The sequence below is a fragment of the Candidatus Ancaeobacter aquaticus genome (genome assembly GCA_030765405.1).
Taxonomy (GTDB): Bacteria; Auribacterota; Ancaeobacteria; order Ancaeobacterales; family Ancaeobacteraceae; genus Ancaeobacter; species Ancaeobacter aquaticus.
In genome coordinates, this window is the sequence record JAVCCP010000061.1 from 16021 (window position 1) to 38946 (window position 22926).

24 protein-coding genes, 1 tRNA gene and 1 riboswitch are annotated in these 22926 nt (G+C 38.0%); of the genes, 24 read left to right on the forward strand and 1 reads right to left on the reverse strand.

What is annotated here, in order from left to right; genetic code table 11:
• Positions 1-12 precede the first annotated feature (12 nt).
• The 24 genes from aroQ (at position 13) to pyk (ending at position 21313) form a co-directional block, all read left to right on the forward strand.
• Positions 13-462 (forward strand): type II 3-dehydroquinate dehydratase, encoded by a 450-nt coding sequence (gene aroQ / locus P9M13_08280; protein ID MDP8263285.1) that lies wholly within the window; start codon positions 13-15, stop codon positions 460-462.
• On the forward strand, positions 449-1540 hold the full coding sequence (locus tag P9M13_08285; protein ID MDP8263286.1) for a Xaa-Pro peptidase family protein: 1092 nt from the start codon (positions 449-451) through the stop codon (positions 1538-1540). The genes aroQ and P9M13_08285 overlap by 14 nt, the downstream gene beginning before the upstream one ends.
• A 24-nt stretch (positions 1541-1564) precedes the next feature.
• Positions 1565-2020 carry an acetyl-CoA carboxylase biotin carboxyl carrier protein gene (accB, locus tag P9M13_08290; protein ID MDP8263287.1) on the forward strand — a complete coding sequence of 152 codons (456 nt, stop codon included), beginning with the start codon at positions 1565-1567 and terminating at the stop codon, positions 2018-2020.
• Positions 2021-2070: 50 nt separating this feature from the next.
• The gene (accC, locus tag P9M13_08295) at positions 2071-3420 is read left to right on the forward strand and encodes an acetyl-CoA carboxylase biotin carboxylase subunit (GenBank protein ID MDP8263288.1); all 1350 of its coding nucleotides are present in this window, start codon (positions 2071-2073) and stop codon (positions 3418-3420) included.
• 36 nt (positions 3421-3456) lie between these two features.
• On the forward strand, positions 3457-4080 hold the full coding sequence (gene amaP, locus P9M13_08300) for an alkaline shock response membrane anchor protein AmaP (protein ID MDP8263289.1): 624 nt from the start codon (positions 3457-3459) through the stop codon (positions 4078-4080).
• A gap of 31 nt (positions 4081-4111) precedes the next feature.
• Positions 4112-5134 (forward strand): ATP-dependent 6-phosphofructokinase, encoded by a 1023-nt coding sequence (locus tag P9M13_08305; protein ID MDP8263290.1) that lies wholly within the window; start codon positions 4112-4114, stop codon positions 5132-5134.
• Positions 5135-5141: 7 nt separating this feature from the next.
• Positions 5142-5708 (forward strand): D-sedoheptulose 7-phosphate isomerase, encoded by a 567-nt coding sequence (gmhA, locus tag P9M13_08310; protein MDP8263291.1) that lies wholly within the window; start codon positions 5142-5144, stop codon positions 5706-5708.
• An 8-nt stretch (positions 5709-5716) separates the two neighbouring features.
• Positions 5717-6193, forward strand: coding sequence for a D-glycero-beta-D-manno-heptose 1-phosphate adenylyltransferase (gene rfaE2 / locus P9M13_08315; GenBank protein MDP8263292.1), 477 nt, complete (start codon positions 5717-5719; stop codon positions 6191-6193).
• Between the two features lie 84 nt (positions 6194-6277).
• Positions 6278-6718, forward strand: a complete 441-nt coding sequence (locus P9M13_08320; protein ID MDP8263293.1) for a hypothetical protein — start codon at positions 6278-6280, stop codon at positions 6716-6718.
• A 21-nt stretch (positions 6719-6739) separates the two neighbouring features.
• Positions 6740-7372: a thiamine phosphate synthase gene (gene thiE, locus P9M13_08325; GenBank protein MDP8263294.1), complete on the forward strand. Its 633-nt coding sequence runs from the start codon at positions 6740-6742 to the stop codon at positions 7370-7372.
• A gap of 21 nt (positions 7373-7393) precedes the next feature.
• Positions 7394-8680: a phosphomethylpyrimidine synthase ThiC gene (gene thiC / locus P9M13_08330; GenBank protein MDP8263295.1), complete on the forward strand. Its 1287-nt coding sequence runs from the start codon at positions 7394-7396 to the stop codon at positions 8678-8680.
• Between the two features lie 78 nt (positions 8681-8758).
• Positions 8759-9661 carry a PfkB family carbohydrate kinase gene (locus P9M13_08335; GenBank protein MDP8263296.1) on the forward strand — a complete coding sequence of 301 codons (903 nt, stop codon included), beginning with the start codon at positions 8759-8761 and terminating at the stop codon, positions 9659-9661.
• A gap of 28 nt (positions 9662-9689) precedes the next feature.
• A tRNA-Gly gene (locus tag P9M13_08340) sits at positions 9690-9760 on the forward strand.
• Between the two features lie 100 nt (positions 9761-9860).
• Positions 9861-10361 carry an HIT domain-containing protein gene (locus P9M13_08345; protein MDP8263297.1) on the forward strand — a complete coding sequence of 167 codons (501 nt, stop codon included), beginning with the start codon at positions 9861-9863 and terminating at the stop codon, positions 10359-10361.
• A 45-nt stretch (positions 10362-10406) separates the two neighbouring features.
• Positions 10407-11141, forward strand: a complete 735-nt coding sequence (locus tag P9M13_08350) for a hypothetical protein (protein ID MDP8263298.1) — start codon at positions 10407-10409, stop codon at positions 11139-11141.
• Positions 11141-12259, forward strand: a complete 1119-nt coding sequence (locus P9M13_08355) for a M20/M25/M40 family metallo-hydrolase (GenBank protein MDP8263299.1) — start codon at positions 11141-11143, stop codon at positions 12257-12259. Before P9M13_08350 ends, P9M13_08355 begins: the two co-directional genes overlap by 1 nt.
• 55 nt (positions 12260-12314) lie before the next feature.
• A riboswitch (FMN riboswitch) is annotated at positions 12315-12507 on the forward strand.
• Between the two features lie 249 nt (positions 12508-12756).
• Positions 12757-13950, forward strand: a complete 1194-nt coding sequence (locus P9M13_08360) for a bifunctional 3,4-dihydroxy-2-butanone-4-phosphate synthase/GTP cyclohydrolase II (GenBank protein MDP8263300.1) — start codon at positions 12757-12759, stop codon at positions 13948-13950.
• An 18-nt stretch (positions 13951-13968) separates the two neighbouring features.
• A complete protein-coding gene (gene ribE, locus P9M13_08365) occupies positions 13969-14433 on the forward strand; it encodes a 6,7-dimethyl-8-ribityllumazine synthase (GenBank protein MDP8263301.1) in 465 nt (154 codons plus the stop codon).
• A gap of 67 nt (positions 14434-14500) precedes the next feature.
• A complete protein-coding gene (gene nusB / locus P9M13_08370; protein ID MDP8263302.1) occupies positions 14501-14917 on the forward strand; it encodes a transcription antitermination factor NusB in 417 nt (138 codons plus the stop codon).
• Positions 14910-15764 carry a PHP domain-containing protein gene (locus P9M13_08375; GenBank protein MDP8263303.1) on the forward strand — a complete coding sequence of 285 codons (855 nt, stop codon included), beginning with the start codon at positions 14910-14912 and terminating at the stop codon, positions 15762-15764. Before nusB ends, P9M13_08375 begins: the two co-directional genes overlap by 8 nt.
• Entirely contained in the window at positions 15751-16875 is a 1125-nt protein-coding gene (gene ribD, locus P9M13_08380; GenBank protein MDP8263304.1) for a bifunctional diaminohydroxyphosphoribosylaminopyrimidine deaminase/5-amino-6-(5-phosphoribosylamino)uracil reductase RibD, read from the forward strand. The genes P9M13_08375 and ribD overlap by 14 nt, the downstream gene beginning before the upstream one ends.
• A gap of 43 nt (positions 16876-16918) precedes the next feature.
• Entirely contained in the window at positions 16919-17560 is a 642-nt protein-coding gene (locus P9M13_08385; GenBank protein ID MDP8263305.1) for a riboflavin synthase, read from the forward strand.
• Positions 17561-17564: 4 nt separating this feature from the next.
• The gene (locus P9M13_08390; GenBank protein MDP8263306.1) at positions 17565-19880 is read left to right on the forward strand and encodes a hypothetical protein; all 2316 of its coding nucleotides are present in this window, start codon (positions 17565-17567) and stop codon (positions 19878-19880) included.
• A gap of 17 nt (positions 19881-19897) precedes the next feature.
• Entirely contained in the window at positions 19898-21313 is a 1416-nt protein-coding gene (gene pyk, locus P9M13_08395) for a pyruvate kinase (protein ID MDP8263307.1), read from the forward strand.
• 187 nt (positions 21314-21500) lie between these two features.
• Here pyk and ltrA read toward each other — a convergent pair whose 3' ends face one another.
• Complete coding sequence (gene ltrA, locus P9M13_08400; GenBank protein ID MDP8263308.1) at positions 21501-22814, reverse strand: group II intron reverse transcriptase/maturase; 1314 nt, start codon at positions 22812-22814, stop codon at positions 21501-21503.
• Positions 22815-22926: the final 112 nt, after the last annotated feature.

A 22926-nucleotide genomic window follows, 5' to 3' on the forward strand; every position in this document is an offset into this window, starting at 1 on the left:
AAGGAGTGAGCTATGAGAATACTTGTTATTCATGGTCCAAATCTAAATCTTCTCGGCGAAAGAGAACCTGAGATATATGGTTCCTTTTCACTAGATGATATTAATAAAAAGTTAAAAAAGATTGCAAAAGAAAATAAGATCGAAATTACTATTATACAATCAAATCATGAGGGAGACATTGTTGATGTTATCGGAAATGCTCGAGATATAACTGATGCTATAATAATTAATCCTGCAGCATATACTCACACCAGTATTGCTATACGAGATGCAATACTTGCTTCACAAGTGCCGACTCTTGAAGTTCACCTGTCAAATATTTATGCCAGGGAAGATTTTAGAAGTACGTCACTTATTGCGCCAGTTGCTGTTGGGCAGATATCGGGTTTTGGTTCTGAGAGTTACACGCTCGCAATGTACGCAGCCCTCAATTTGAAAGGGAAGCGTCGTGGCAAGAAATAGTGTATTTACTAATCGATGTGTAACTCTACAAAAAAAACTTATTCAGAAGAATATTGACGCCCTTTTTGTTTCTAATTTGAGTAATGTGTTTTATCTAACCGGCTTTCGCGGAACAAACGCATATCTCTTGGTAACAAAAAAATCGATTTTATTTTATACCGATTTTCGCTATAAAGAGGAAGCTGAAGCAGTAGTTAAACATGCAAAAATCGTAATTTACAGCGATTCATTTTTATCTCTTCTTTTTGTTGTCTTTCAGAAAAAAAAGATAGTTAGATGCGGCTTTGAATCATCATCTCTAACCTATGATCAGTTCGTTCGATTCCGTAGAGGGCTAAAAGGGGTAAAACTCGTTCCCCAGGATAGTATTGTTGAAGAACTAAGAATCATAAAAGATGCTCAGGAACTCAAGACTATAAAAAAATGTGCGCGGGTTATTGAAAGGGTTATTCACAATATACGCCCAAAAATACACGAGGGGGTAACTGAGAAAGAAGTCGCGGCCGAGATTGAGTATGTTATGCGCTTATATGGGGCCCAGAAGTCATCGTTTGATCCTATTGTGGCTTTTGGTGCTTCGACGTCGTGTCCACATGCACAGATAACTAATCGTGCATTGAAAAAAGGTGACGCAATAATGATTGATGCTGGATGTATTATTGACGGTTACAGTTCTGACTTGACAAGGACATTTTTCTTCAATAATATAAACGCTCGACTTAAAAAGATATATCACGTAGTGTATGAAGCACAGAAAAAAGCACTTGATGCAATACGTATCGGTGTGAAAGCTTCTTATATCGATCGCATTGCCCGAGAATACATTACGAAAAGCGGTTATGGTCCGTATTTTGGACATGCGCTAGGTCACGGTGTTGGTATTAATGTTCATGAGTTGCCACGCATATCTTCTGCGAGTGATGTGTTATTGGAAACAGGCATGGTATGTACTATTGAGCCGGGAATATATGTGCCACGGGTAGGGGGCGTAAGAATTGAGGATATGGTTTGTGTTACTGAATCTGGGTGTGAGCTTATAACTGGTCTATCAAAAAACCTAGATGATTGCATGCTGTAAAATATTGAATAAACGGAGGAACACATGGATTTGAAAGAGATAAAGAAAATTATTGAGATAATGAAAGAAAATGAAATTACCGAGTTTGAACTCGAAAAAGATGGGTTAAGAATTGTTCTTAAAAAGGGAACAAAAAATGGTTTTAAAGAGATTCCCGTTGAATATATTGCTCCTTCACAAAGCATGCAAACGACACCACAGGTTGCCAGTCAAGAGCCGGAAGAACCAAAAGGAAACTATGATTATATAAAGTCTCCTATGGTAGGAACTTTTTACTGCGCACCATCACCTGATTCTTCACCGTTTATTGCAAATGGACAATCAGTAAATTCTGATGATGTTGTTTGTATTGTTGAAGCAATGAAGGTGATGAATGAAATTAAAGCGGATGTAAAAGGGAAGATAGTAGAGATCTTGGTTGAAAACAGCGAACCTGTAGAGTTTGGTCAGCCATTATTTAAAGTCGAAAAAGTTAAGTAAAAACGGTTAATTCAATCTGAAACGGTGACGTCAATAAGGATATATAGTTTATGTTTGAAAAAGTATTAATAGCAAATAGAGGTGAAATCGCATTAAGAATAATTAGGGCGTGTAAGGAGCTTGGGATTAGTACTGTCGCAGTTTATTCTGAAGTAGACAGTGATTCTCTCCATGTTAAATATGCCGATGATGCAATATGTATCGGTCCTGCACCTGCTGCCGAAAGTTATCTTAACATTCCGCGTATTATTAGCGCGGCAGAAATTGCTGATGTTGAAGCAATTCACCCTGGATATGGTTTTCTCGCGGAAAATGCGCACTTTGCCGAAATATGTGAGAGCTGTAATATTAAATTTATTGGGCCACATCCTGATAGTATGCGGATGATGGGCGATAAAAATACTGCTCGAAAAGTTGCAAAAAAATGTGGTGTTCCGGTTGTTCCGGGTAGTGATGGCTTAGTTGAGGATAGAGAAAAAGCTCTGCAGGTAGCAAAAAAAATTGGATATCCGGTAATTATTAAGGCTACTGCGGGTGGTGGCGGCAAGGGAATGCGTGTTGCGCACAATGATATCAGTCTTGCTAATGCGTTTTTTACAGCACAAACCGAGGCTGAAGCGGCATTTGGTAACTCGGGTGTATATATTGAGAAATTTATCGAAAAACCACGCCATATAGAATTTCAAATCCTCGCAGATTCAAAAGGCAATATTGTACATCTTGGAGAGCGTGATTGCACTATTCAAAGAAGGCACCAAAAGTTGATCGAAGAATCACCGTCACCAGTTTTGAGTTCAAAATTACGGTCAAAAATGGGTAAAATGGCAATAAAAATGGCGGAGAATGCTAACTATGTAAGTGCGGGGACTATTGAATTTCTTCTCGATAAAAACGATAATTTTTATTTTATAGAAATGAATACCCGTATACAAGTTGAGCATCCGGTCACAGAGATGGTTACGGGTATCGATCTTATTGTTGAGCAGATACGGATCAGTGCTGGAGAAAAACTTGGTTTTGAGCAAAAAGATGTTACTTTTACCGGGACAGCCATTGAATGCAGGATAAATGCAGAAGACCCTGATAATAATTTTAGGGCTTCTCCCGGGACAATTACTCAATTGATATTACCTGGCGGGCCGGGGATTCGTGTTGACACTCATGCGTACGGAGGGTATAAAATTTCGCAGTATTACGATTCAATGGTTGCGAAGCTCATCGCATATGGTAAAACGAGGGACGAAACAATAAAGAGGATGCATCGTGCACTCGAAGAATTTCATGTAGAAGGCATAAAAACAACAATACCGTTTTTGCGGTTTGTTCATTCCGACAGTAATTTTCAAAAAGGAAAATATGCGACAGACTATGTAGATGATATTTTAAGTAATAAAGAATAATTACATAACCAGGGGTTGAGAAATAATGGAGGGGATATGAAGATATTTACAGGATTTATTCGGTTTGTATATTCAATTGTGTTTACGATAATGATACTTGCGAGTAGTTTTATATTAACTTCGGTATCATTTAACCTTCCCATTGACAGGGATCTGGTACTAACAAAGATGAGCATAATATCTGACAGCATGGAGGGGCGTCTCTGGTGCGGTGTTGCGGGCGTACTTGTTGTTATTTTGGTATTATTGTATCTACTGGTAAAAGCTCGTGAATCTCATCAAGAAGCTGCAATTGCATTTGATAATCCTAACGGTGAGGTAAGCATATCCTTGGGCGCAATTGAGAACTTTGTTATGCGTGTTGGAAAAGAATTCTCCGAGATCAAGACATTGCATCCAAAAATAATTGCCCGCAAAGACGGCGTGGATATAGCCTTAAAAGTTGATTTGTGGTCAGGCATGAATTTGCCGCGCGTGACAGAAACTGTGCAGAGCGTTGTTAAATCACAAATTCAGAATATTTTGGGAATAGAAAATGTTCATTCTGTAGAAGTAATGGTTTCAAAGATTGTTTCGCGTGAAAATGAAGGAAAGAAAATATCTGCAAGTGACAGTTACAAAAACGAGGATTTACAAAAAAGCGTAAGCGAAGAAAATTAAACAACATTATTATAAGCAAGAGGAGGCAGTAATGAAGCTTGGTGTATTAACAGGGGGCGGTGATTGCCCTGGATTAAATGCAGTGATTTCTGGCGTAGTGCGAAGAGCACTATTTCATAATATAGAGGTTGTTGGTGTTATGAGAGGATGGAGAGGGATGATTGATTGTGACACAGTAAAACTAACGCGAAATTCTGTGTCGGGAATTCTTCATCGTGGAGGCACTATTCTTCATACTTCACGCACAAATCCATGCAAAAATGATGATGACATGAAAAAAGTCATGGAAAATTTCACAAAGATGGGTCTTGATGCGTTAATCGCAATTGGCGGAGATGATACACTGACCGTTGCATCAAAAATGTATGATGCAGGACTCAAAACTGTTGGTGTGCCGAAAACTATCGATAATGATTTGTCAGGCACGGATTGTACGTTTGGTTTTGATACAGCTATTAATATTGCTATGGAAGCTGTTGATAGATTACATACAACTGCTGAATCGCATAACAGAGTTATGGTTGTTGAGCTTATGGGAAGAAGCGCAGGATGGATTGCCCTTGAAGCGGGATTAGCTGGAGGCGCTGATGTTATCCTTATTCCTGAAGTTAAGGTAAGTATGGACGAAATTTGTTCAATCATCAAAAAACGTCATAACAGTGGCAGAAGCTTTAGTATAGTTGCTGTTGCAGAAGGTTTTTTGCTTGAAGGAGTTGAAGTGACACAAGATGAAGGACTTGATGCGTTTGGACATGCAAAACTTGGTGGTATAGGTAATTATTTAGGTGCAGAAATTGAGAAAAATACCGGGTACGAGACAAGAGTGACTGTATTAGGTCATACTCAACGTGGTGGTACTCCAACAGCATTTGACCGAGTCCTCGGGCTACGTTTTGGGGTAAATGCCGTTGATCTTGTTGTAAAAGGGGATTTCGGTAAAATGGTGAGTAAACGTGGTAATGATATTGTTTCTGTACCAATCAAAGAAGCTGTCAGTAAATTGCGCACTGTTCCGCCAGAATTATATAAGTTAGCGCAGGGTTTTTTCGGATAATATTTTTATGAAAGAAATAATTGAACAGGAACTTAAGTGTAGTATTGACCTTAAAAAAGTGGTTTGCGAGACTTCTATACCGGTTATTGAAAAAATAACCGGTATCTTTTGCGATACGCTTTCAAAAGGCAACAAAATACTTATCTGTGGTAATGGTGGTAGTGCGGCAGATGCACAGCATATGGCAGCTGAGTTTGTCGGACGGTATAAAAAAGAGAGAAAAGCCTTGCCGGCGATATCTCTATCGACCGACACATCAATCATTACCTGCATAGGTAACGATTATTCTTTCGACACAATATTCTCTCGTCAAGTTGAAGCGCTTGCGGTAAAAGATGATCTCGTATTAGGTATATCAACGAGCGGAAACTCTGAAAATGTGATTCAAGCATTGAATGCCGCCCATAGCATTGGGGCTCGTACGGTTGTGTTTACCGGAGGTGACGGCGGAAGAATAAAAGATATTGCCCAGTGTTCATTTATTGTCCCTTCCAAAGATACACCTCGCATTCAGGAAGTTCACTGCACAGTGATGCATATCATATGTCTTTTAGTTGAACAAAAACTTTTTTAGATGGTTCAATGAAAACTAAAATTATCTCACGCACATTATTAAAGAAAAAGATTCAACCATTACGTAAACAAGGTAAGAAGATAGTGTTTACGAATGGATGTTTTGATATTATTCATTTTGGTCATGTTAGTTATCTTGAGCAAGCTAAAGCGTGTGGTGATTTTTTGGTGGTTGGCCTTAATGATGACAAATCAGTCAGAAAGATAAAAGGCAATGGTCGTCCCATTGTTTCTCAAAATGATAGGGCACGCGTTCTTGCTGGCCTAGAAGCGGTTGATTGTGTTGTCCTCTTTAATGAGGACACCCCATACAATCTTATAAAAACGTGCAGGCCTGATATACTTGTAAAAGGTGCGGATTATTCCCACAAAGAAATCGTAGGCAATGATCTTATGAAAGAGTGGGGTGGAAAAGTAACGCGGATACGACTTCTTAAGAATAGATCAACAAGCAATCTTATTAAACTATTAAAAGGACAGCTATAAGCCTTAAGCTGTAAGATATAAGATAAAGGACATATACTTAAAAAAGATAGCTGTAATTTTACAGCTTATAGCTTATTTTGAAATATGACAAAAAAAACTGATAGTACACTAAAAAAAAGCATATATCGTATTCTTGATGCAAACATTAATCGACTGAGAGAGGCTCTGCGCGTAGTCGAAGAAGTCGCTCGCTTTATTGTGGGGGACAAGAAATGTACGCAGGATATTAAGCGTTGCAGACATACCGTACAAAAAATCCTTAGCCAGCTGAGTATCGAAGAACACCAAATAGAGTTGTGTCGCGATTCTCAGAATGATGTAGGAAAGAATATAAAAAGTGAATCTGAAGCGAATCGAAACGGAGTAGAAGATATTCTCATGGCCAATCTTCATCGTGCTGAGGAGTCCTTGCGTGTTCTTGAAGAATTTTTTAAAATTTACGAGCAAGATGCAAGCCTACAATGTAAGAAATTACGTTTTGAAATATATAGCATAGAAAAGGAAATGTTAAAAAAAATAATCTGAGAGGATTTTGGAAGTAATACAATGAAAGATGATATAGGTCTCTACGTAATTATAGATCAAGGGTATTTGGGAAAGAAGGATCCTGTTAAGTATGCTTGTCGAGTTATTGATGCTGGAGTGAAGATTATACAGTATAGAGCTAAGGATTCTCGTTCTTCAGATTATGTAAAGAATGCTATAGCAATTGCTCGAATCGCAAAAAAAAGAAACGTGAAATTTATTGTAAATGATAGGGTTGATATTGCGCTATGGGTGAATGCCGATGGAGTTCATCTCGGAGCCGATGACATTCCAGCTGTTGCTGCCAGAAAGCTACTTGGTTCGAAAAAGATAATTGGGTACTCAACACATTCTGTCAGAGAAGCCACACTCGCAAACAAGTTACCGATAGATTATATAAGTATTGGGCCGATATATTATTCAAAAACAAAAAACGTTGTTCATCCTCTTGGGTGTGAGTCTGTTCGTAAAGTAGTGCAGCGTGTTACAAAGCCAGTTGTTGCTATTGGCGGTGTTGATGATAAAAATGTGCAGGAACTCTATAACGCAGGTGCATCAGGCATAAGTGTTATTTCTTATGTTCTGGGTGCTCATTCCATGAAACATGCAGTTGAAAAAATTAATAAAGGAAAGATAAACCCTTGTCAGGGATAATAAGTAAGGATGGTTTAATTTATGAGTATTATAAATGAAATAAAAAAAGGAAATATCTCATCAGTAATAAAGTCTCTTGCAAAAGCTGAGAATGTATCCGTTGAATACATGGCGGCGGGCATAGTCGATGGGACTATTGTTGCCCCTCAGAACAAAATAAGAAATCTAACCAGTCCCTGTGCAATCGGCAAAGGCTTAAAAACAAAGGTTAATGCAAATATTGGGACGTCAAGCGATGTTGTAGATGTACACGTTGAAATTGATAAATTGTTTGCGGCTGTTGAGGCAGGTTCCGATACGATAATGGATCTGAGCACTGGTGGTAATATTGATGATGTGAGAAGAGTACTTATTGCAAAATGTGATGTCCCGTTTGGTACGGTGCCAATTTATCAAGCAGTTATTTCTCATCATTGCGCAAAAAAACCTATTGCTGATATTTCAGTTGATGAGCTTTTTACGATTATAGAAAATCATGCAAAGAGTGGTGTTGATTTTGTTACTGTTCATGCCGGTCTCACGAGGAAATCATATGATGCACTCTTGCAACAGGGGCGCGTAATAGATATTGTCAGTCGTGGCGGGGCATTTATGACAGAGTGGATGGTTAAAAATGATAAAGAAAACCCATTTTATACACATTTTGATAGATTATGCGAAATAGCCCTTAGATATGATATGACACTAAGCTTAGGTGACGGGATGCGGCCAGGATCTATTCTTGATGCCACTGATCGCGCTCAAATTGAAGAGCTAATCACATTGGGTGAACTTGCAAAGAGGTCACATGAAGTTGGTGTTCAAACAATAATTGAAGGTCCCGGGCACGTGCCTTTAAACCAGGTTGTTGAGAATATGAAATTGCAAAAATTACTATGCAATGGGGCTCCGTTTTATGTTCTTGGACCGCTCGTAACTGATAGCGCTCCGGGATACGATCATATTGTTTCTGCAATAGGTGGCGCGTTAGCAGCAGCCAATGGCGCTGATTATTTGTGTTATGTAACCCCATCTGAACATTTGAGACTCCCCGATGTCAATGATGTGCGTGAAGGTGTTATTGCCTCACGCATTGCTGCTCATGCGGGCGATATTGCAAAGGGGATACCATCAGCTATAGAGAGGGATAAAAGGATGTCTCGTGCTCGTCAAAAAAGAGATTGGAAAGCTCAGATCGAATGTGCTATTGATCCTGTTAAAGCGCGTGCAATGAGAGAATCAAGCGTTCCCGAGGAGGAAGATGTCTGTACAATGTGTAGCGGACTGTGCGCAGTTAAAATAATAGATAATTTAAAAAATGATAAGTAATAAAATTATGAGGGATAAATATATCGTTTGTTTTATATAGAAAACGATTATTTATCATATATTTATTAAAGGGGAGGTATGATGAGTGTACTTGTTGTTGGTTCAGTTGCGTTAGATACTATAAAAACGCCCACAGGGGAAAGAAAAGATTCATTGGGTGGTTCAGCGACATATTTTTCTTATGCTGCAAGTTTTTTCACCAAATTACATATGGTCGGTGTTGTCGGGAAAGATTTCCCTGCAAAGCACATTGCTCTTTTGAAAAAAAGAGGCATTGATCTTAAAGGATTAGAAATCACAAAAGGAAAATCTTTTCGCTGGACAGGTAGCTATGAAGGGGATTTAAACCAGGCTGAAACATTGAATACCGAACTAAATGTTTTTGGCGATTTTAGTCCAAAAATTCCTGACTCGTATAAAGATATTAAGTATGTGTTTCTTGCAAATATTGATCCTGACTTGCAGATGGATGTTTTGCGGCAGATAAAAAAGCCTACGCTTGTTGTTGCTGATACCATGAATTTGTGGATAGATATCAAAAGAAAATCTTTAGAGAAACTATTAAAAAAAGTTGATATATTCATATTAAATGACGCAGAATGTGCTCAATTGACCGGTGACCACAATCACTTGCGTGCTGCGCGAAAGATTTTATCTATGGGCCCTAAATATGTTGTGGTTAAAAAAGGCTGTCATGGTTCATTATTGTTTGGTAAGAATGAGTTTTTTACTGCGCCTGCGTACCCATTAACTGTTGTTCATGATCCTACTGGTGCAGGGGATTCTTTTGCCGGTGGTTTTGTCGGATATTTGGCGCAAACAAAAAAGTTGGACAAGAAATCTATAAGAAAAGCTGTTGTCATGGGAACTGTTGTTGCGTCGTATAATGTTGAAGGATTTAGTTTAGATAGGTTGAAAAGACTTAAAAAGAGTGATATTATAAAGCGAGTGAACGATGTAAAGAAAATTGTCTCGTGGTAGCATACTGGCATTTTGACAAATAGTATCTGCGGGCGTTGCATAGTGGTAGTGCTCCAGCTTCCCAAGCTGGAAGTGTGGGTTCGATTCCCATCGTCCGCTTATATTATCATCGTGCACACCCATGAAATTTATTTATAAATTTCTCTGGGTAAAGTCCCCGTAGGGGATTGTTCATCGTTCATAGAGAAAGAGATTTTTTATGAAAAAAATATGGGCGCCGTGGCGCATGCAATATATAGAGTCTTCTGTAAAAAGTAAAAAAAAGGATGAGTGTATATTTTGCCGTGCGGTAAAAGGGCGGGATGATTCGAAATATTATGTAATTAACAGGTTTAAGACATGTTTTTCATTATTAAACATTTTCCCTTATAATAACGGTCATATCATGATATCACCGTACAAACATGTTGCAGATCTTGATGATATGAATACTGACGAGCACGCTGATTTAATGGCCCTCGTGGTATATACACGTAAATTACTTACAAAGGCATTTAAACCACAAGGTTTTAATATAGGGATTAATCTTGGACAGGTAGCCGGAGCAGGAATTGTTGATCATGTCCATATTCATGTGGTGCCGCGATGGAATGGTGATACAAACTTTATGCCTGTAATTTCTGACACAAAAATTGTGTCTCAGAGCTTAAAAGATACATATGATGCTCTTATTAAAATTGATAAGAAGAGCAAAAAATAAGTATTTTTGTGATAATACAAAGTACCAATTAAAAGAGAGGTGCATATGCCTGATCAAAATCAAGTGAACGAATATAAAAAGAAAATTGCTGTATTAAGCTTAGATGATTTGCGGGATATTTTGAGCCATATTAACAAGGACAAACTGCCTTGGAAATTTGATCTTGTAAAAGCGGAAATTAAATCAAAAGAGACGGGCAAGCCAGTTAGTGTTCCCGATGTAGTGACAGAAAAGCCTACTGAAGATAAAGTATCTAAAGAACCAGTTGAAGAAGAAAAAGAGAGTGAAGTAAAAGAAGAGAAAAAGGTAAAGCCGGCTTTTCGTTTAAGGGGATCAAAACTTGGAGTTGATAAGCCAGAGGAAAAAGCTGAAGAACCCGAACCGGTAAAAGAAGAAGTTGTTGCAGAAACCAAAGAAGAGCCGGTACAGGAAGAACCCGTCCCAGAGGCACCAGCTAAATCTGAGAAGAGTGAAGAAAAAGCGGCTCCTCAAGAAGAAGTTGTTGTCGAATCTAAAGAAGAACCGGTAAGGGAAGAAGTTGCACCAGAACCTGCCGCGGTACCTGAAAAAGTAGATGTAAAGATAGAGAAAAAAGAAGTTAAGGAATCTAAGAAAGATATAAAAACAAGTTCAGAAGGCGTGTCACCGTTAGATTATGCACTTTTGAGCTCTGGAATAGTTTTACTGATTGTGGCGGCATATATTGTCGCAACAGCATTTGTAAGTCTTCCAGGTGGAGACCTTATTAAAGGCATTTTAGAAAAAATCCCATTATTCTAATGATTGATAAAAAGCGTTTACTTAAAACATTTATTGAGTTGGTGAACATTAATTCGCCGTCAAAAAATGAAAAAACACTTGTTTCATACATAAAGAATATATTTAAAAATAAAGCCGTTATCTATGAGGATAATGCAGCAAAAAAGATTGGCGGCACATCCGGTAATGTAATAATACGTTTTAAGGCCAACAAAAAACATATTCCCCCAATTGCTTTTTTATCCCATCTAGACACGGTAAGACCTACTTCAGGATTACGCCTTATTAGGCGCAAAAATATACTATCTACTGACGGTACGACAATATTGGGTGCTGATGATAAAGTAGGTATTGCAGCAATGATAGAGCTTGGAAAACTACTTCTGGAAGATAGTATATCTCATGGCGATATCACCCTTATATTTACTGTTGCTGAAGAAATAGGATTATATGGTTCACGTCAACTGGATTTAAAAAGAATAAAATCAGATCACACGTATGTTTTAGACAGTGCTGAGATGGATGTGGGCGGAGTCGTAACAAAAGCACCATCTTTGGAGAAAATATATATAGAAATAAAAGGAAAAGCTGCTCACTCAGGGGTTGAACCTGATCAAGGAATAAATGCATTGAGTATCGCTTCTAAGGCATTAAGTTCTATAAAAGCAGGAAAAGTAAACAAAGAAACAACGGTTAATTTTGGTGTTATTCACGGTGGACATGCGACAAATATTGTCCCCGATTGTATAGAGATTGAAGGAGAAGTAAGGAGTCACAATGCAAGACTTCTTAGGAACAAAGTAAAGGAGATAAAAAGAATTTTTGAGAACGTTTCTCGTCAATATGGCGGGAAGGTAATGTTAAAAACATATAGAGAGTTTGAATCGTTTAATCTTACGCATAGTCCGACAGTTGATTTTGTAAAGCGTGCAGACAAAAGTATTGGGTTACCATTTCATACATTATCAAGTGGAGGGGGAAGTGATGCGAATATACTTAATGCTCTTGGACACCATGCAGTTGTGTTAAATATTGGCATTATCGGTGCGCATACAGTTAATGAGAAGGTGCCTATAGAGAACATTAACAGGCTTACTATGCTTATTTTGGCAATAGCTAAGGTGATCTCTGATAAGTAGATATGAAATATAGTGCATTTTATTGTTGCTTTTTTATTGTAATTGGTACATGATGATAGCTCTTCAGGGCAAGGTGAAAGACATTATGTAATAAGTTCTTGCATGGTGTTTTATTCCTGACCGGCGGTGAAATGGTCTTTTGATCAAAGCCCGCGACTCCCAAAAATGGGATTGATCTGGTGAAATTCCAGAGCCGACAGTGAGTGAGCTGATGTGTAGCTCATAAGTCTGGATGGAAGAAGATCAATTTTTGATTTTAAACCCTGAAGATATATATCTTCAGGGTTTCTGTATTAGTGAGACTGTGCAAGTTACGTGCTGAAAGACACGTGAATTGTACTAAGTAGAACTATCCCCCTGTTTTATGATTTTGGAGGCGAAGACCGAGAAAATCTAGGGGGGATGAGTACAGTTTTTTAGTGGGAGCTATTCCCGCAAGAAACACTATTCCCAAGGAATATAGGTATTTTTTTGTTCAATATAAAGGAGAATAATACGTGAAATTTAATCCGATGGAAGAAGTCCTTAAAGACTTCAAAAAAGGGAAAATGATCATAGTTACCGATGATGAAAAGCGCGAGAATGAGGGGGACTTAGTGATGTCAGCCGCGAAAGTAACTCCGCGTGCAATCAATTTTATGGCAAAGAACGGTAGAGGCTTGATTTGTGTTCCTTTATCTGTTGAACGAGCTCGATTCATGAAATTACAGCCAATGGTTGAAGAAAATAGGGACAATTTTGAGACAGCTTTTACTGTTTCTGTTGACGCAAAAAATGATATCACAACCGGTATATCCGCTCATGATAGAGCTCATACTATACGTATATTAACAAACATTAAAGCACGACCAGGCGATTTAATTTCTCCGGGACACATTTTCCCATTAGTAGGAAAAGTGGGAGGAGTTTTAACAAGAGCAGGTCATACAGAAGCTGCAATTGATCTAGCAAAACTATCTGGGCACAGTCCTGCTGGCGTAATATGTGAGATCATGAATGAAGACGGGACAATGGCGAGATTACCTCAGCTTATCAAGTTCGCAAAAAAACATTCATTAAAAATGTGTAGTATTGCGCAACTTATTGAATACCGAAGAGAAAAAGACAAGCTCATTAGACATCTTGTTACCACAAATCTTCCAACACGACATGGTGTGTTTAAAATGTCACTATTTGAGTCTGTATTAGATAAAAAGGAGCATATAGCTTTAGTTATGGGTGATATAAAAAAGAGCGTTCCTATCATGGTGCGGGTGCACTCAGAATGTCTTACAGGAGATGTCTTTGGGTCGGGAAGATGTGATTGCGGATATCAACTAGACCTCGCGATGAGGAAAATTGCTCGTGTTGGTAATGGAGTGATTCTTTATATGAGACAAGAGGGAAGGGGTATAGGATTGGCCAATAAACTGAGAGCTTATGAGCTTCAGGATGGCGGGTTAGATACCGTAGAAGCAAATGTATGTTTAGGGTTTAAGGCGGATTTGAGGGAATATGGTATTGGGGCGCAGATACTTTCTGATTTAGGCATAAGGAAAATACGCCTAATGACAAATAACCCAAAAAAACTTATTGGCTTAGATGGTTTCGGGTTGAAGGTAACTGAACGAATCCCTTTACTGGGGAAAATTACCCCACATAATAAAAAATATCTTACAACTAAAAAAGAAAAACTTGGACATATGATTTAATAAAAAAAAGGGGGGGATATGATACAAGAATATAAGGGAAATTTAATTTCAAAAGGAAAGAAGTATGCTATAGTTATCTCGCGTTTCAATGAGTTGATTTCCAGTCAGTTAAAGGGGGGTGCACTGGATGGGTTATCTAGGCACGGCGTCAAAGATGATGAAATAGATATCTTTTGGGTTTCCGGTTCATACGAGATACCATCTACTGCGGCCAAGATAGCTCACAAAAAGAAGTATGATGCGATAATTTGTCTTGGTGCGGTGATAAGAGGTGATACACCTCATTTTGATTATATTTCAAGCGAGTTGGCAAAAGGAATTGCGCAAGTAGCTATGAGTAGCGGTCTTCCGGTTATATTTGGCGTTATTACCGCTGATAATTTGGAGCAGGCAATTGAACGTGCAGGTACGAAAGCTGGCAATAAAGGCTGGGATGCGGCAATATCTGCAATCGAGATGATAAATCTCTATGATGAAATTTAATGCTTAGCGTATAGTTTTGTTTATAGTTTAAATCTTAAGGCTTATAGCTTATTAGTTGAGAGGTACTATGGGAAAGCGAAGAAAAGCTCGTGAATTAGTTATGAAATATCTTTATCAATATGAGTTTAATCATGATGGTAAAGAAGAAGACATAGATTTCTTTTTTAGGGAAATGACTATTGATAAAGAATTAGAGGTATTTTCCAAAAAATTGATTATTGAGACGTTATCGAAAATGAGTGATATCGATATCGTTCTCAAAAAGTTTGTTGATAATTGGGATATCAGTCGAATTGCCGCAATTGATCGTAATATTTTGCGCATGGCTGCTTGTGAAATGATTTATTTTGATGATATCCCGCCCATAGTATCTATTAATGAGGCCGTTGATATTGCAAAGAAATATAGTACGAGCGAGTCGGGAAAGTTTGTGAATGGAATTTTAGATAAAATCAAACACGACCTAATAGATAAAGATGCATGATACCTCTCCACAACCACAAGAATACATAGATTTACATATACACACCAATTACTCTGATGGAACATATTCCCCATCCGAAGTTGTTCATCAGGCTTCACGCATTGGACTGCGCGCTATAAGTATCACTGATCATGATACAGTTGATGGTATTGAGGAGGCGATGAATGCCGCGCGAGATTTATCGCTTGAAATTATACCGGGAATAGAGCTCAGTGCCGACGATGGAAATAATCAGATGCATATACTTGGTTATTATATTGATTGGCGCAATCCCACATTTAATGCGCAATTAACAGAGCTTTCTGATGATCGATTAAATCGTGCACGTTCTATAGTTGATAAATTAAATCAGATTGGCGTGAAAATCGATTTTAATGAAGTAATGAATATTTCAGGAAAAGGCACAGTAGGGAGAATGCATATAGCGCAAGCTATGAAGAAAAAGGGAATAGTGAATACTGTCCAAGAGTCATTTAATAAATATATAGGGAATGGCCGGTCCGCATATACAGCAAAATACAAATTGCGTCCAGGTGAAGCAATTAAGTTGATTAAAGATTCTGGCGGTGTTTCTGTTGTAGCACATCCCGGGCTTCTTAAAAGGCAAGCAATAATAGAAGAACTTATAGATCTGGGATTAGATGGGATCGAAGTTTATCATACCGATCACAAACCAGCAGCAGTAAAAAAATATTTACTTGTAGCAGCAGCACATAACTTGATAGTTTCCGGAGGATCGGATTGTCATGGGCTTGGAAAGGACAAGATGTTGATGGGCACAGTAAAAGTGCCTTATGATGTCTTGGAACGTATGAAAATAAAATGGACAAATAATGAAAACAGTTAAAACATCACTATCTAAAGACGAACAATACATGCGGATAGCGTTATCACTTGCCCAAAAGGGTAGGGGAAAAACAAGCCCGAATCCTATGGTCGGAGCACTTGTTGTAAAGAATAATAAGATTATAGGTAGAGGATATCATAGATGTTGCGGCGGCGCTCATGCAGAGGATATTGCGATAGCACGTGCAGGCAAACATTCTTCTGGCGCAGTATTGTATGTTACTTTAGAGCCTTGTTCAACGTACGGTAATACGCCGCCATGCACAGATCTCATTATTGCATCACATATAAAGAAAGTTGTCATCGGTGCAGTTGACCCAAATCCAAATCATAAAGGCAAAGGGATGAAAATACTTAAGGCATCAGGCGTAGAAGTTGCCACTGATGTTTTAAAGGAAGAAGCACAAAATTTAAATATACATTTTAATAAATATATAGTTTCCAAACTGCCCTACATTACGGTTAAAATAGCCATGACTCTTGATGGTAAAATTGCCACATATAGAGGTGATTCAAAATGGATTACCAATGAAAAGTCACGAAAATATGTGCATAAGTTGAGGTCTTATCATGATGCTGTTCTTGTTGGAATTAATACGGTGAGTAAAGATAATCCGTCATTAAATGTGCGACATGGGATTGTGACGAAAAGGATGCCCTGGAAAATAGTTCTCGATGCATATGGTCGTATTCCAGACAATGCGCGCCTATTAACGAAAAAAGAGGCACCATATACGATTATTGTAGTAACAAATAAAACATCAGCAAAAAGAAAAGAAAGTCTAAAAAGAAGCGGGGCGCATATTGTTACAGCAAAGATGACTCGTGGTGTGGTTGATCTTTGTGACGGATTAAAAAAACTTGCTAGAATGGGAATTACATCTATTTTTGTTGAAGGGGGATCGCAGGTTATAACATCAATGATAGAATTAGGACTTGTCGATAAATATATAGCGTTTATTGCTCCAAAAATTGTCGGTGGATTGACAGCACCGACTCCTGTAGGTGGAAGAGGAAGAGCATTTATGCGAGATGCTATTTCTTTACGCGATGTAAAAATTCGACGTTTTGGCTTGGATATAATGATTGAGGGGAATGTTAAATATCATTAATAAAAGAAAAGAATGAATTACTACTATGTAGGACGAGGTACACATGTTTACGGGTATCATTGAAGAGATAGGCCTGATAAAGGCGATAACTAAGAAGAGCGATATTTGTCTATTTGAGATTGCAGCTAAAAAAGTGCTTGAGGGAACAAAGATTGGAGACAGTATTTCTGTTAATGGTGTGTGTTTAACAGTGAAAAAAATGACGACAAGATCATTTCAAGCAGAATTACTCGCAGAGACACGTTCAAGAACGACACTGTCCTTATGCAAAAAAGACTCACGGGTTAATCTAGAAAGAGCTCTGACTCTTTCCAAGCCGATTGGTGGGCACATTGTTGCAGGTCATGTTGATGGAATGGGGACTATAAAAAGAAAGGTATCTCGATTAAAAGATCTTATATTTGAAATAGGATGTGAGAAAAAAATTATCAAATACATTGTTGAAAAAGGATCGATAGCAGTAAATGGCATTAGTCTTACGGTGTGTGATGTATCAGTGCAATCATTTACAGTGCATATCATTAAACAAACATTAAATAATACAACATTGTCGGATGTATCAAACGGACAAAAAGTTAATATTGAAACAGATATTATTAGCAAGTATGTCGAAAGGTTGTGTCCTCAAAAAAAGTATGATAAAATAGACAGTGATTTCTTAAGGAAGTCGGGATTTACTCAATAAATATATGAATACAATGAAGAAGATCAACAAATTATATTATAGGCTCAAATCTTTTTTAGGTGCAGGATCCCAAAAAAGATTTATGAGATACTTCTTTATAAGTGGGGCTCTTGTTCTTACCTGTGTTTTTATCCTTATTTCTGCATCTATATCCATCGATTACAAGAATAATATAGGAAATCATTATAAGCAAATTGCATCATTGATATCCCATAATTTGGATATCTTTTTGAAAGGGCTGTTGGTAGATACAGATAGCATTATTCATTCAGATGTTATTATTGATAATTTATCTATGAGTAATAAATCGCATATTGATCAGAGTGAGTCAGAAATGATGAAGGAAGCTTTGAGTCTCGATCGCCAGTGGCGCGAAGCAAATGAAGATAACACTTTAGTATCACGAGTATTACATTCTCCTTCATCAATGTTAATGCGCACATACCAAGATGCGAATCAGAAACTATTTAAAGAAGTATTTATTACTGATAAAGACGGTTGGTTAGTAGGTGCAACAAAGAAAATAACAGATTTCTATCAAGCTGACGAATTGTGGTGGCAAGAGGCTTATAATAATGGTAGAGGGAAAGATTATTTATCTAATATCGAATATAATGATAGTGCACGTGCATGGGGATTCACATTAGCGCGACCTATATTTAATGAAAATAAAAAAATTGTCGGGATAATAAAATCCATTATATCACACGCCTATATAAACGAACTCATACAGTCTGAAAATCAGTTAAAAGCCATGCATGTATCAGTTGTTGATTGTAACGGTTCTGTTATTCTTGACTCGGTATTAGTTCCCGGAACACTTGAGAATAAGTATGATGCCCATGTTGTTGATACAATAAGGAATAATCTTCATGGAGGCTATTGTATTGGAGATAATCTTGTACACAAAAGTGCGCTTATTGGTTTTTATCCCGTTTTAAACCAGCTTCTGGATCAAAATGCAATCGAATGGCAGGTGCTATGTTTACAACCATTAGACGTTGCAATTACTCCGGTTAAGAGATTTTTATTTATTATGATTTGGCTGTATGTAGTATCACTCATTATTCTTTACGTGGTGGGGATATCCGTATCAAAAACCTATATTCGCACTATACTTTATTTGAAAAATGCCGTCGAAGCAGTTCATAATGGAAATGTTTCAAAAAAGATAGTGGTCAGGAGTAACGATGAAATTGAAAGATTGGCATATCTGTTTAATGAATTAAGAAAAATGCTTAACAGTCGAGAGAAATTGTTAGGGTGTCGCGCAAACGAGATTGCTGCAATTTGTGACATAGGCAAATCAGTTGCATACAAGAAAGACTATGAAGATGTTGTTGATAAAATAGTTGGACTGATTGTTGAAAACAGGAATATGCAAGTAGAGTCAATTTCAGTTACCCTATATGGGGCAGATCTCGTTAAAAACATATTGCTAAGAAAAGCCCAATCGGGACTTATGGACGGTACTTCTTTTGTTGATATAGCACAGATAGATCCAGAGATTGCTTCAATTGTCATTGATAATAAAAACACTTTATCAGCTCCAAATGTATCACAGGATAAATTTATTGAAGAATTCTTGTTTATGGTCTACCAACACAGAGGTATACATTCAGCATACATGTATCCGTTGGTATGCAAGTCTGGGATTCTCGGTGTTCTGATTATTGCCAGTGTGCTGCCACTAAGTATTACAAGCGATGAAGATACAATACTTCGAATAGTTTCAGAATTGATATCACTTGGTGTTGAGAATGAAAAATTGTTTAAGGATATGTTTGAGAAGCATTGGGAGATGTATTGGCTGCATGAAGCGGCACTTATAATGAGTTCTGTTTCTGACTTTGAAACAGTTGTTTCGGGAATAACAAAGATAATGATGGCATCATGTAAGGCTGAAAAGATAGTATTTATACCAATTTCAAACAGTGTAGAGATATCAAAACCAGGGTTGGTATATGAAGTATATGGTGGACATACTGTACCTGAAAAGACGGAAGAATTAATTCAAGTATTGAAAGAGTATAGTATAAAGAAAGGCAGGTTTACTCAAGCGTGTGAACACATTGATCGTAATGATCCAAAGTTGGAAAAAAGTGCCGCATGGAAACAGTACAAAAAATCAGTTAGTAGTGATATTGTGATACCTGTGTATCAAAAGGATAATAAAAGTGTCATCGGTGTATTCTTTGTGTTTAGCCAGCGGGATGATCTTTTTACAGAAGAGCGTGCGCAAAAGCTACTCTCTACATATGCTCAATATGTAAGCACGTCATTTAGTAATTATTCTGCAATTAAAAATAAAAAACCATAGTTTAGGACAAGAAATATATGACACACAAAACAAAAATATTAGCAACATTAGGGCCTGCAACGAGCAGTGAGAAAATGATAAAAAGCTTAATATGTACAGGGGTAGATGCTTTTAGGCTTAATTTTTCTCATTCTACTCATGATGAACACAAAAAGCTTATTCGTATCATAAGAAAAATCTCAAAAGAGCTTAAAACATCAGTTTCAATTGTACAGGATCTTGGTGGCCCAAAAATCAGAGTAGGCACAGTTAATGATGAAAAAAAAGTGTACCTCAAAAAAGGAAATAGTATTCGTATTGTAAAAAAAGAAATCACGGGTGACGAGAATTGTATTTCAACAAATTATGGAGATATCGTTAATGCTGTTAAGATAGGCCAACGAATTTTGATAAATGACGGAATTATTTCTCTACGTGTCAAAGAGAAGAAAAATAATGAGCTTATCTGTGACATTATCGCGGGAGGTCTTCTTTCCAGCCGAAAGGGGATTAATCTTCCTGAAACGAAGCTGAGTTTGCCGTCGTTAACTGATAAAGATAAGAAAGATTTACTTTTTGGTTTGACAAACAATGTTGATTACATTGCGCTTTCTTTTGTGCGATCGGTAAGTGATATACAAATGCTCAAGTCAATAATTATGAAGCAGAATAAGAAAACACCTGTTATAGCAAAAATTGAGAAACCTGAGGCAATAAAAAATATAGATGCAATAATAGATGCTGTTGACGGAATAATGATTGCGCGAGGAGATCTTGCCATAGAGACTGCTATAGAATCTGTCCCTATATATCAGAAAAAAATAATACAAAAGTGCAGAGAGAAGCATGTTCTCGTTATTACCGCAACACAAATGCTTGAATCAATGGTGGAAAATGCTGTTCCGACACGCGCGGAAGCATCCGATGTAGCAAATGCAATTATTGATGGTACAGATTGTGTTATGTTATCGGCGGAGACATCTGTTGGTAAATACCCTGTGCGAGTTGTATCTACTATGAGGCGTATAATTAAAAGTGCCCAGCAGAGTCTATGGGGAAAAACTGACTATATAAAGATGTTGCATTTAAAAGGGTATATTCCACAGGAAGCGATTTCTCATTCTGCGTGTCTAGCTGCCGATGAGATGGGTGCTCGTGCCATTGTTGTATTTACGTTATCAAGTAAAACCGCAAGACTTATAGCAAGCAGACATCCGCAGACAAAGATTATTGCACTTACCCCGCATAGTGATATAGTGCGACAGTTATACTTGGTGTGGGGAGTTACACCGATTTGCTATAATTTTAATAAAAATGGTGGCTTGATGTTTGAAAAAGCTATTGATATGCTCATTTCTCAAAAATATATAGCAAAAGGGAATATTCTGGTAATTGTTACCGGAGAAACTCACAGCCCTGCACTATCAAATATGCTGAAAATTCTCCAGTTGTGATTTCTTTAGATAGTAATTCAGTCGAGTAGATATAATATGGCCGTCACACTTAGACATGCTTTGTGTTCCCTGTTACTCTCCCCTTTCGGTTTGGAGAGTGTCACATTATTCTGTCTTATGCTTCGACTTCAACACCCCTCACAGAACCGTACTTGCGGATTTCCCGCATACGGCTCTTCAGTAAGTCTCACTCAGCATGCGATACTGTGTAAAAGCTATGGACAATGTGCGGTTTTGGTAACGGGTATCGCTTAAGATAGCTCTCGAATTGTGCCCAGCTAAAGGACTTCCTATGGCTTCGCCTGTTTAACCATTTTAACACCAGCTCCAGAGTCCTCTTATAGAAAACATGCACACTTCTCATGTTTTCACTGACTCCATAGTATCGATAGTGTCCGTTGATCTTGGTTTTCAGTATTGTCCACCATTCCTTCAGCTTCACTGCATTCCGTATTTCTTTTAGCCACTGATTCATGGCCATACAACTCTTACGGAGTTTCTTTGCACTCGTCCTTCGTCCCACCTTAAACTTTCCCTTCCTGCTTATGGCACAATAATGCGTGAAACCCAGAAACTCAAACGTGTTGGCTTTGCGCCGCTGATTTCTCGAGTTCTCCCGCTCATATCGGCCAAAACTTTTCACACTTGTCTTCTCTGGATGCAATTCCAATTCATATCCCATGAATCGCTCTTGCACCTGTTTCATAATACTTTTTGCTTCCTCCTTGTACTGCGCGAGGATTACAAAATCGTCGCAATACCGTACCACGTAACATTGTCCTTTTAGACTCGGCTTGACTTCCTTCTCAAACCATTCGTCTAATACATAATGCAGGAATATGTTTGCCAACATCGGACTTAAATTACCCCCTTGCGGCGTTCCCTGTTCCGTTTTCTCTAGCTTTCCTGCTTCCATATATCCCGCTTTGAGAAAACGTACAAGATACCTTAGAAATTTCTCGTCTTTTATCCTTATCTTAATTAGTTCCATTAGCTTCTCGTGTGATACATTATCAAAGAACCCCTTGATATCTGCTTCAATCACATGATTTATGGACTTAAAATTGATAAGGTCATTGACTCTCTTCAACGCCTGGTGACAATTCTTCCCCGCTCGAAAACCATACGAGCATTCATGGAAGTCTTGCTCATATATCGCCTCCATGATTCGTGCCATTGTCTTCTGAACTATCTTGTCTTCTATCGTCGGTAGTCCCAATGGCCTTCTCATATGTCTATCCTTAGGAATATACACCCTTCGGGCAGCTTGCGGTTTATACCCCATCCGCTTCATTCGTCCGAGCAAGTCTTCCACATTGGATTCTAATCCTTTCTCATATTCTTGCCAGCTTACACCATCCACTCCTGCGGCCCGGTTCCTGCCAAGCTCATAGAAGTTCGCCTTCAACGAACCTTCGTTGATATGATGCATCAAACTCTCGAATTTCATATCCGGTTCCTTGGCGGCACGTTGACTTATAAGACCTAATTTCGTTTCCATCTTTTCTTTTTGCCTTTGCATGCAATTCAATGTTTCCTTAGACCTTTACAACCTACTGCTAACCCCTTCGAGCAGGCCTTTCCTTTCTGCCTTACAGAGCGTTACCCCTGCT

Bases quoted from the DNA above. Each gene is read 5' to 3' on its own strand.
- aroQ (MDP8263285.1), top strand. From the start codon at position 13: ATGAGAATACTTGTTATTCATGGTCCAAATCTAAATCTTCTCGGCGAA.
- accB (MDP8263287.1), top strand. From the start codon at position 1,565: ATGGATTTGAAAGAGATAAAGAAAATTATTGAGATAATGAAAGAAAAT.
- accC (MDP8263288.1), top strand. From the start codon at position 2,071: ATGTTTGAAAAAGTATTAATAGCAAATAGAGGTGAAATCGCATTAAGA.
- amaP (MDP8263289.1), top strand. From the start codon at position 3,457: ATGAAGATATTTACAGGATTTATTCGGTTTGTATATTCAATTGTGTTT.
- P9M13_08305 (MDP8263290.1), top strand. From the start codon at position 4,112: ATGAAGCTTGGTGTATTAACAGGGGGCGGTGATTGCCCTGGATTAAAT.
- gmhA (MDP8263291.1), top strand. From the start codon at position 5,142: ATGAAAGAAATAATTGAACAGGAACTTAAGTGTAGTATTGACCTTAAA.
- rfaE2 (MDP8263292.1), top strand. From the start codon at position 5,717: ATGAAAACTAAAATTATCTCACGCACATTATTAAAGAAAAAGATTCAA.
- P9M13_08320 (MDP8263293.1), top strand. From the start codon at position 6,278: ATGACAAAAAAAACTGATAGTACACTAAAAAAAAGCATATATCGTATT.
- thiE (MDP8263294.1), top strand. From the start codon at position 6,740: ATGAAAGATGATATAGGTCTCTACGTAATTATAGATCAAGGGTATTTG.
- thiC (MDP8263295.1), top strand. From the start codon at position 7,394: ATGAGTATTATAAATGAAATAAAAAAAGGAAATATCTCATCAGTAATA.
- P9M13_08335 (MDP8263296.1), top strand. From the start codon at position 8,759: ATGATGAGTGTACTTGTTGTTGGTTCAGTTGCGTTAGATACTATAAAA.
- P9M13_08345 (MDP8263297.1), top strand. From the start codon at position 9,861: ATGAAAAAAATATGGGCGCCGTGGCGCATGCAATATATAGAGTCTTCT.
- P9M13_08350 (MDP8263298.1), top strand. From the start codon at position 10,407: ATGCCTGATCAAAATCAAGTGAACGAATATAAAAAGAAAATTGCTGTA.
- P9M13_08355 (MDP8263299.1), top strand. From the start codon at position 11,141: ATGATTGATAAAAAGCGTTTACTTAAAACATTTATTGAGTTGGTGAAC.
- ribE (MDP8263301.1), top strand. From the start codon at position 13,969: ATGATACAAGAATATAAGGGAAATTTAATTTCAAAAGGAAAGAAGTAT.
- nusB (MDP8263302.1), top strand. From the start codon at position 14,501: ATGGGAAAGCGAAGAAAAGCTCGTGAATTAGTTATGAAATATCTTTAT.
- P9M13_08375 (MDP8263303.1), top strand. From the start codon at position 14,910: ATGCATGATACCTCTCCACAACCACAAGAATACATAGATTTACATATA.
- ribD (MDP8263304.1), top strand. From the start codon at position 15,751: ATGAAAACAGTTAAAACATCACTATCTAAAGACGAACAATACATGCGG.
- P9M13_08385 (MDP8263305.1), top strand. From the start codon at position 16,919: ATGTTTACGGGTATCATTGAAGAGATAGGCCTGATAAAGGCGATAACT.
- P9M13_08390 (MDP8263306.1), top strand. From the start codon at position 17,565: ATGAATACAATGAAGAAGATCAACAAATTATATTATAGGCTCAAATCT.
- pyk (MDP8263307.1), top strand. From the start codon at position 19,898: ATGACACACAAAACAAAAATATTAGCAACATTAGGGCCTGCAACGAGC.
- ltrA (MDP8263308.1), bottom strand. From the start codon at position 22,814: ATGGAAACGAAATTAGGTCTTATAAGTCAACGTGCCGCCAAGGAACCG.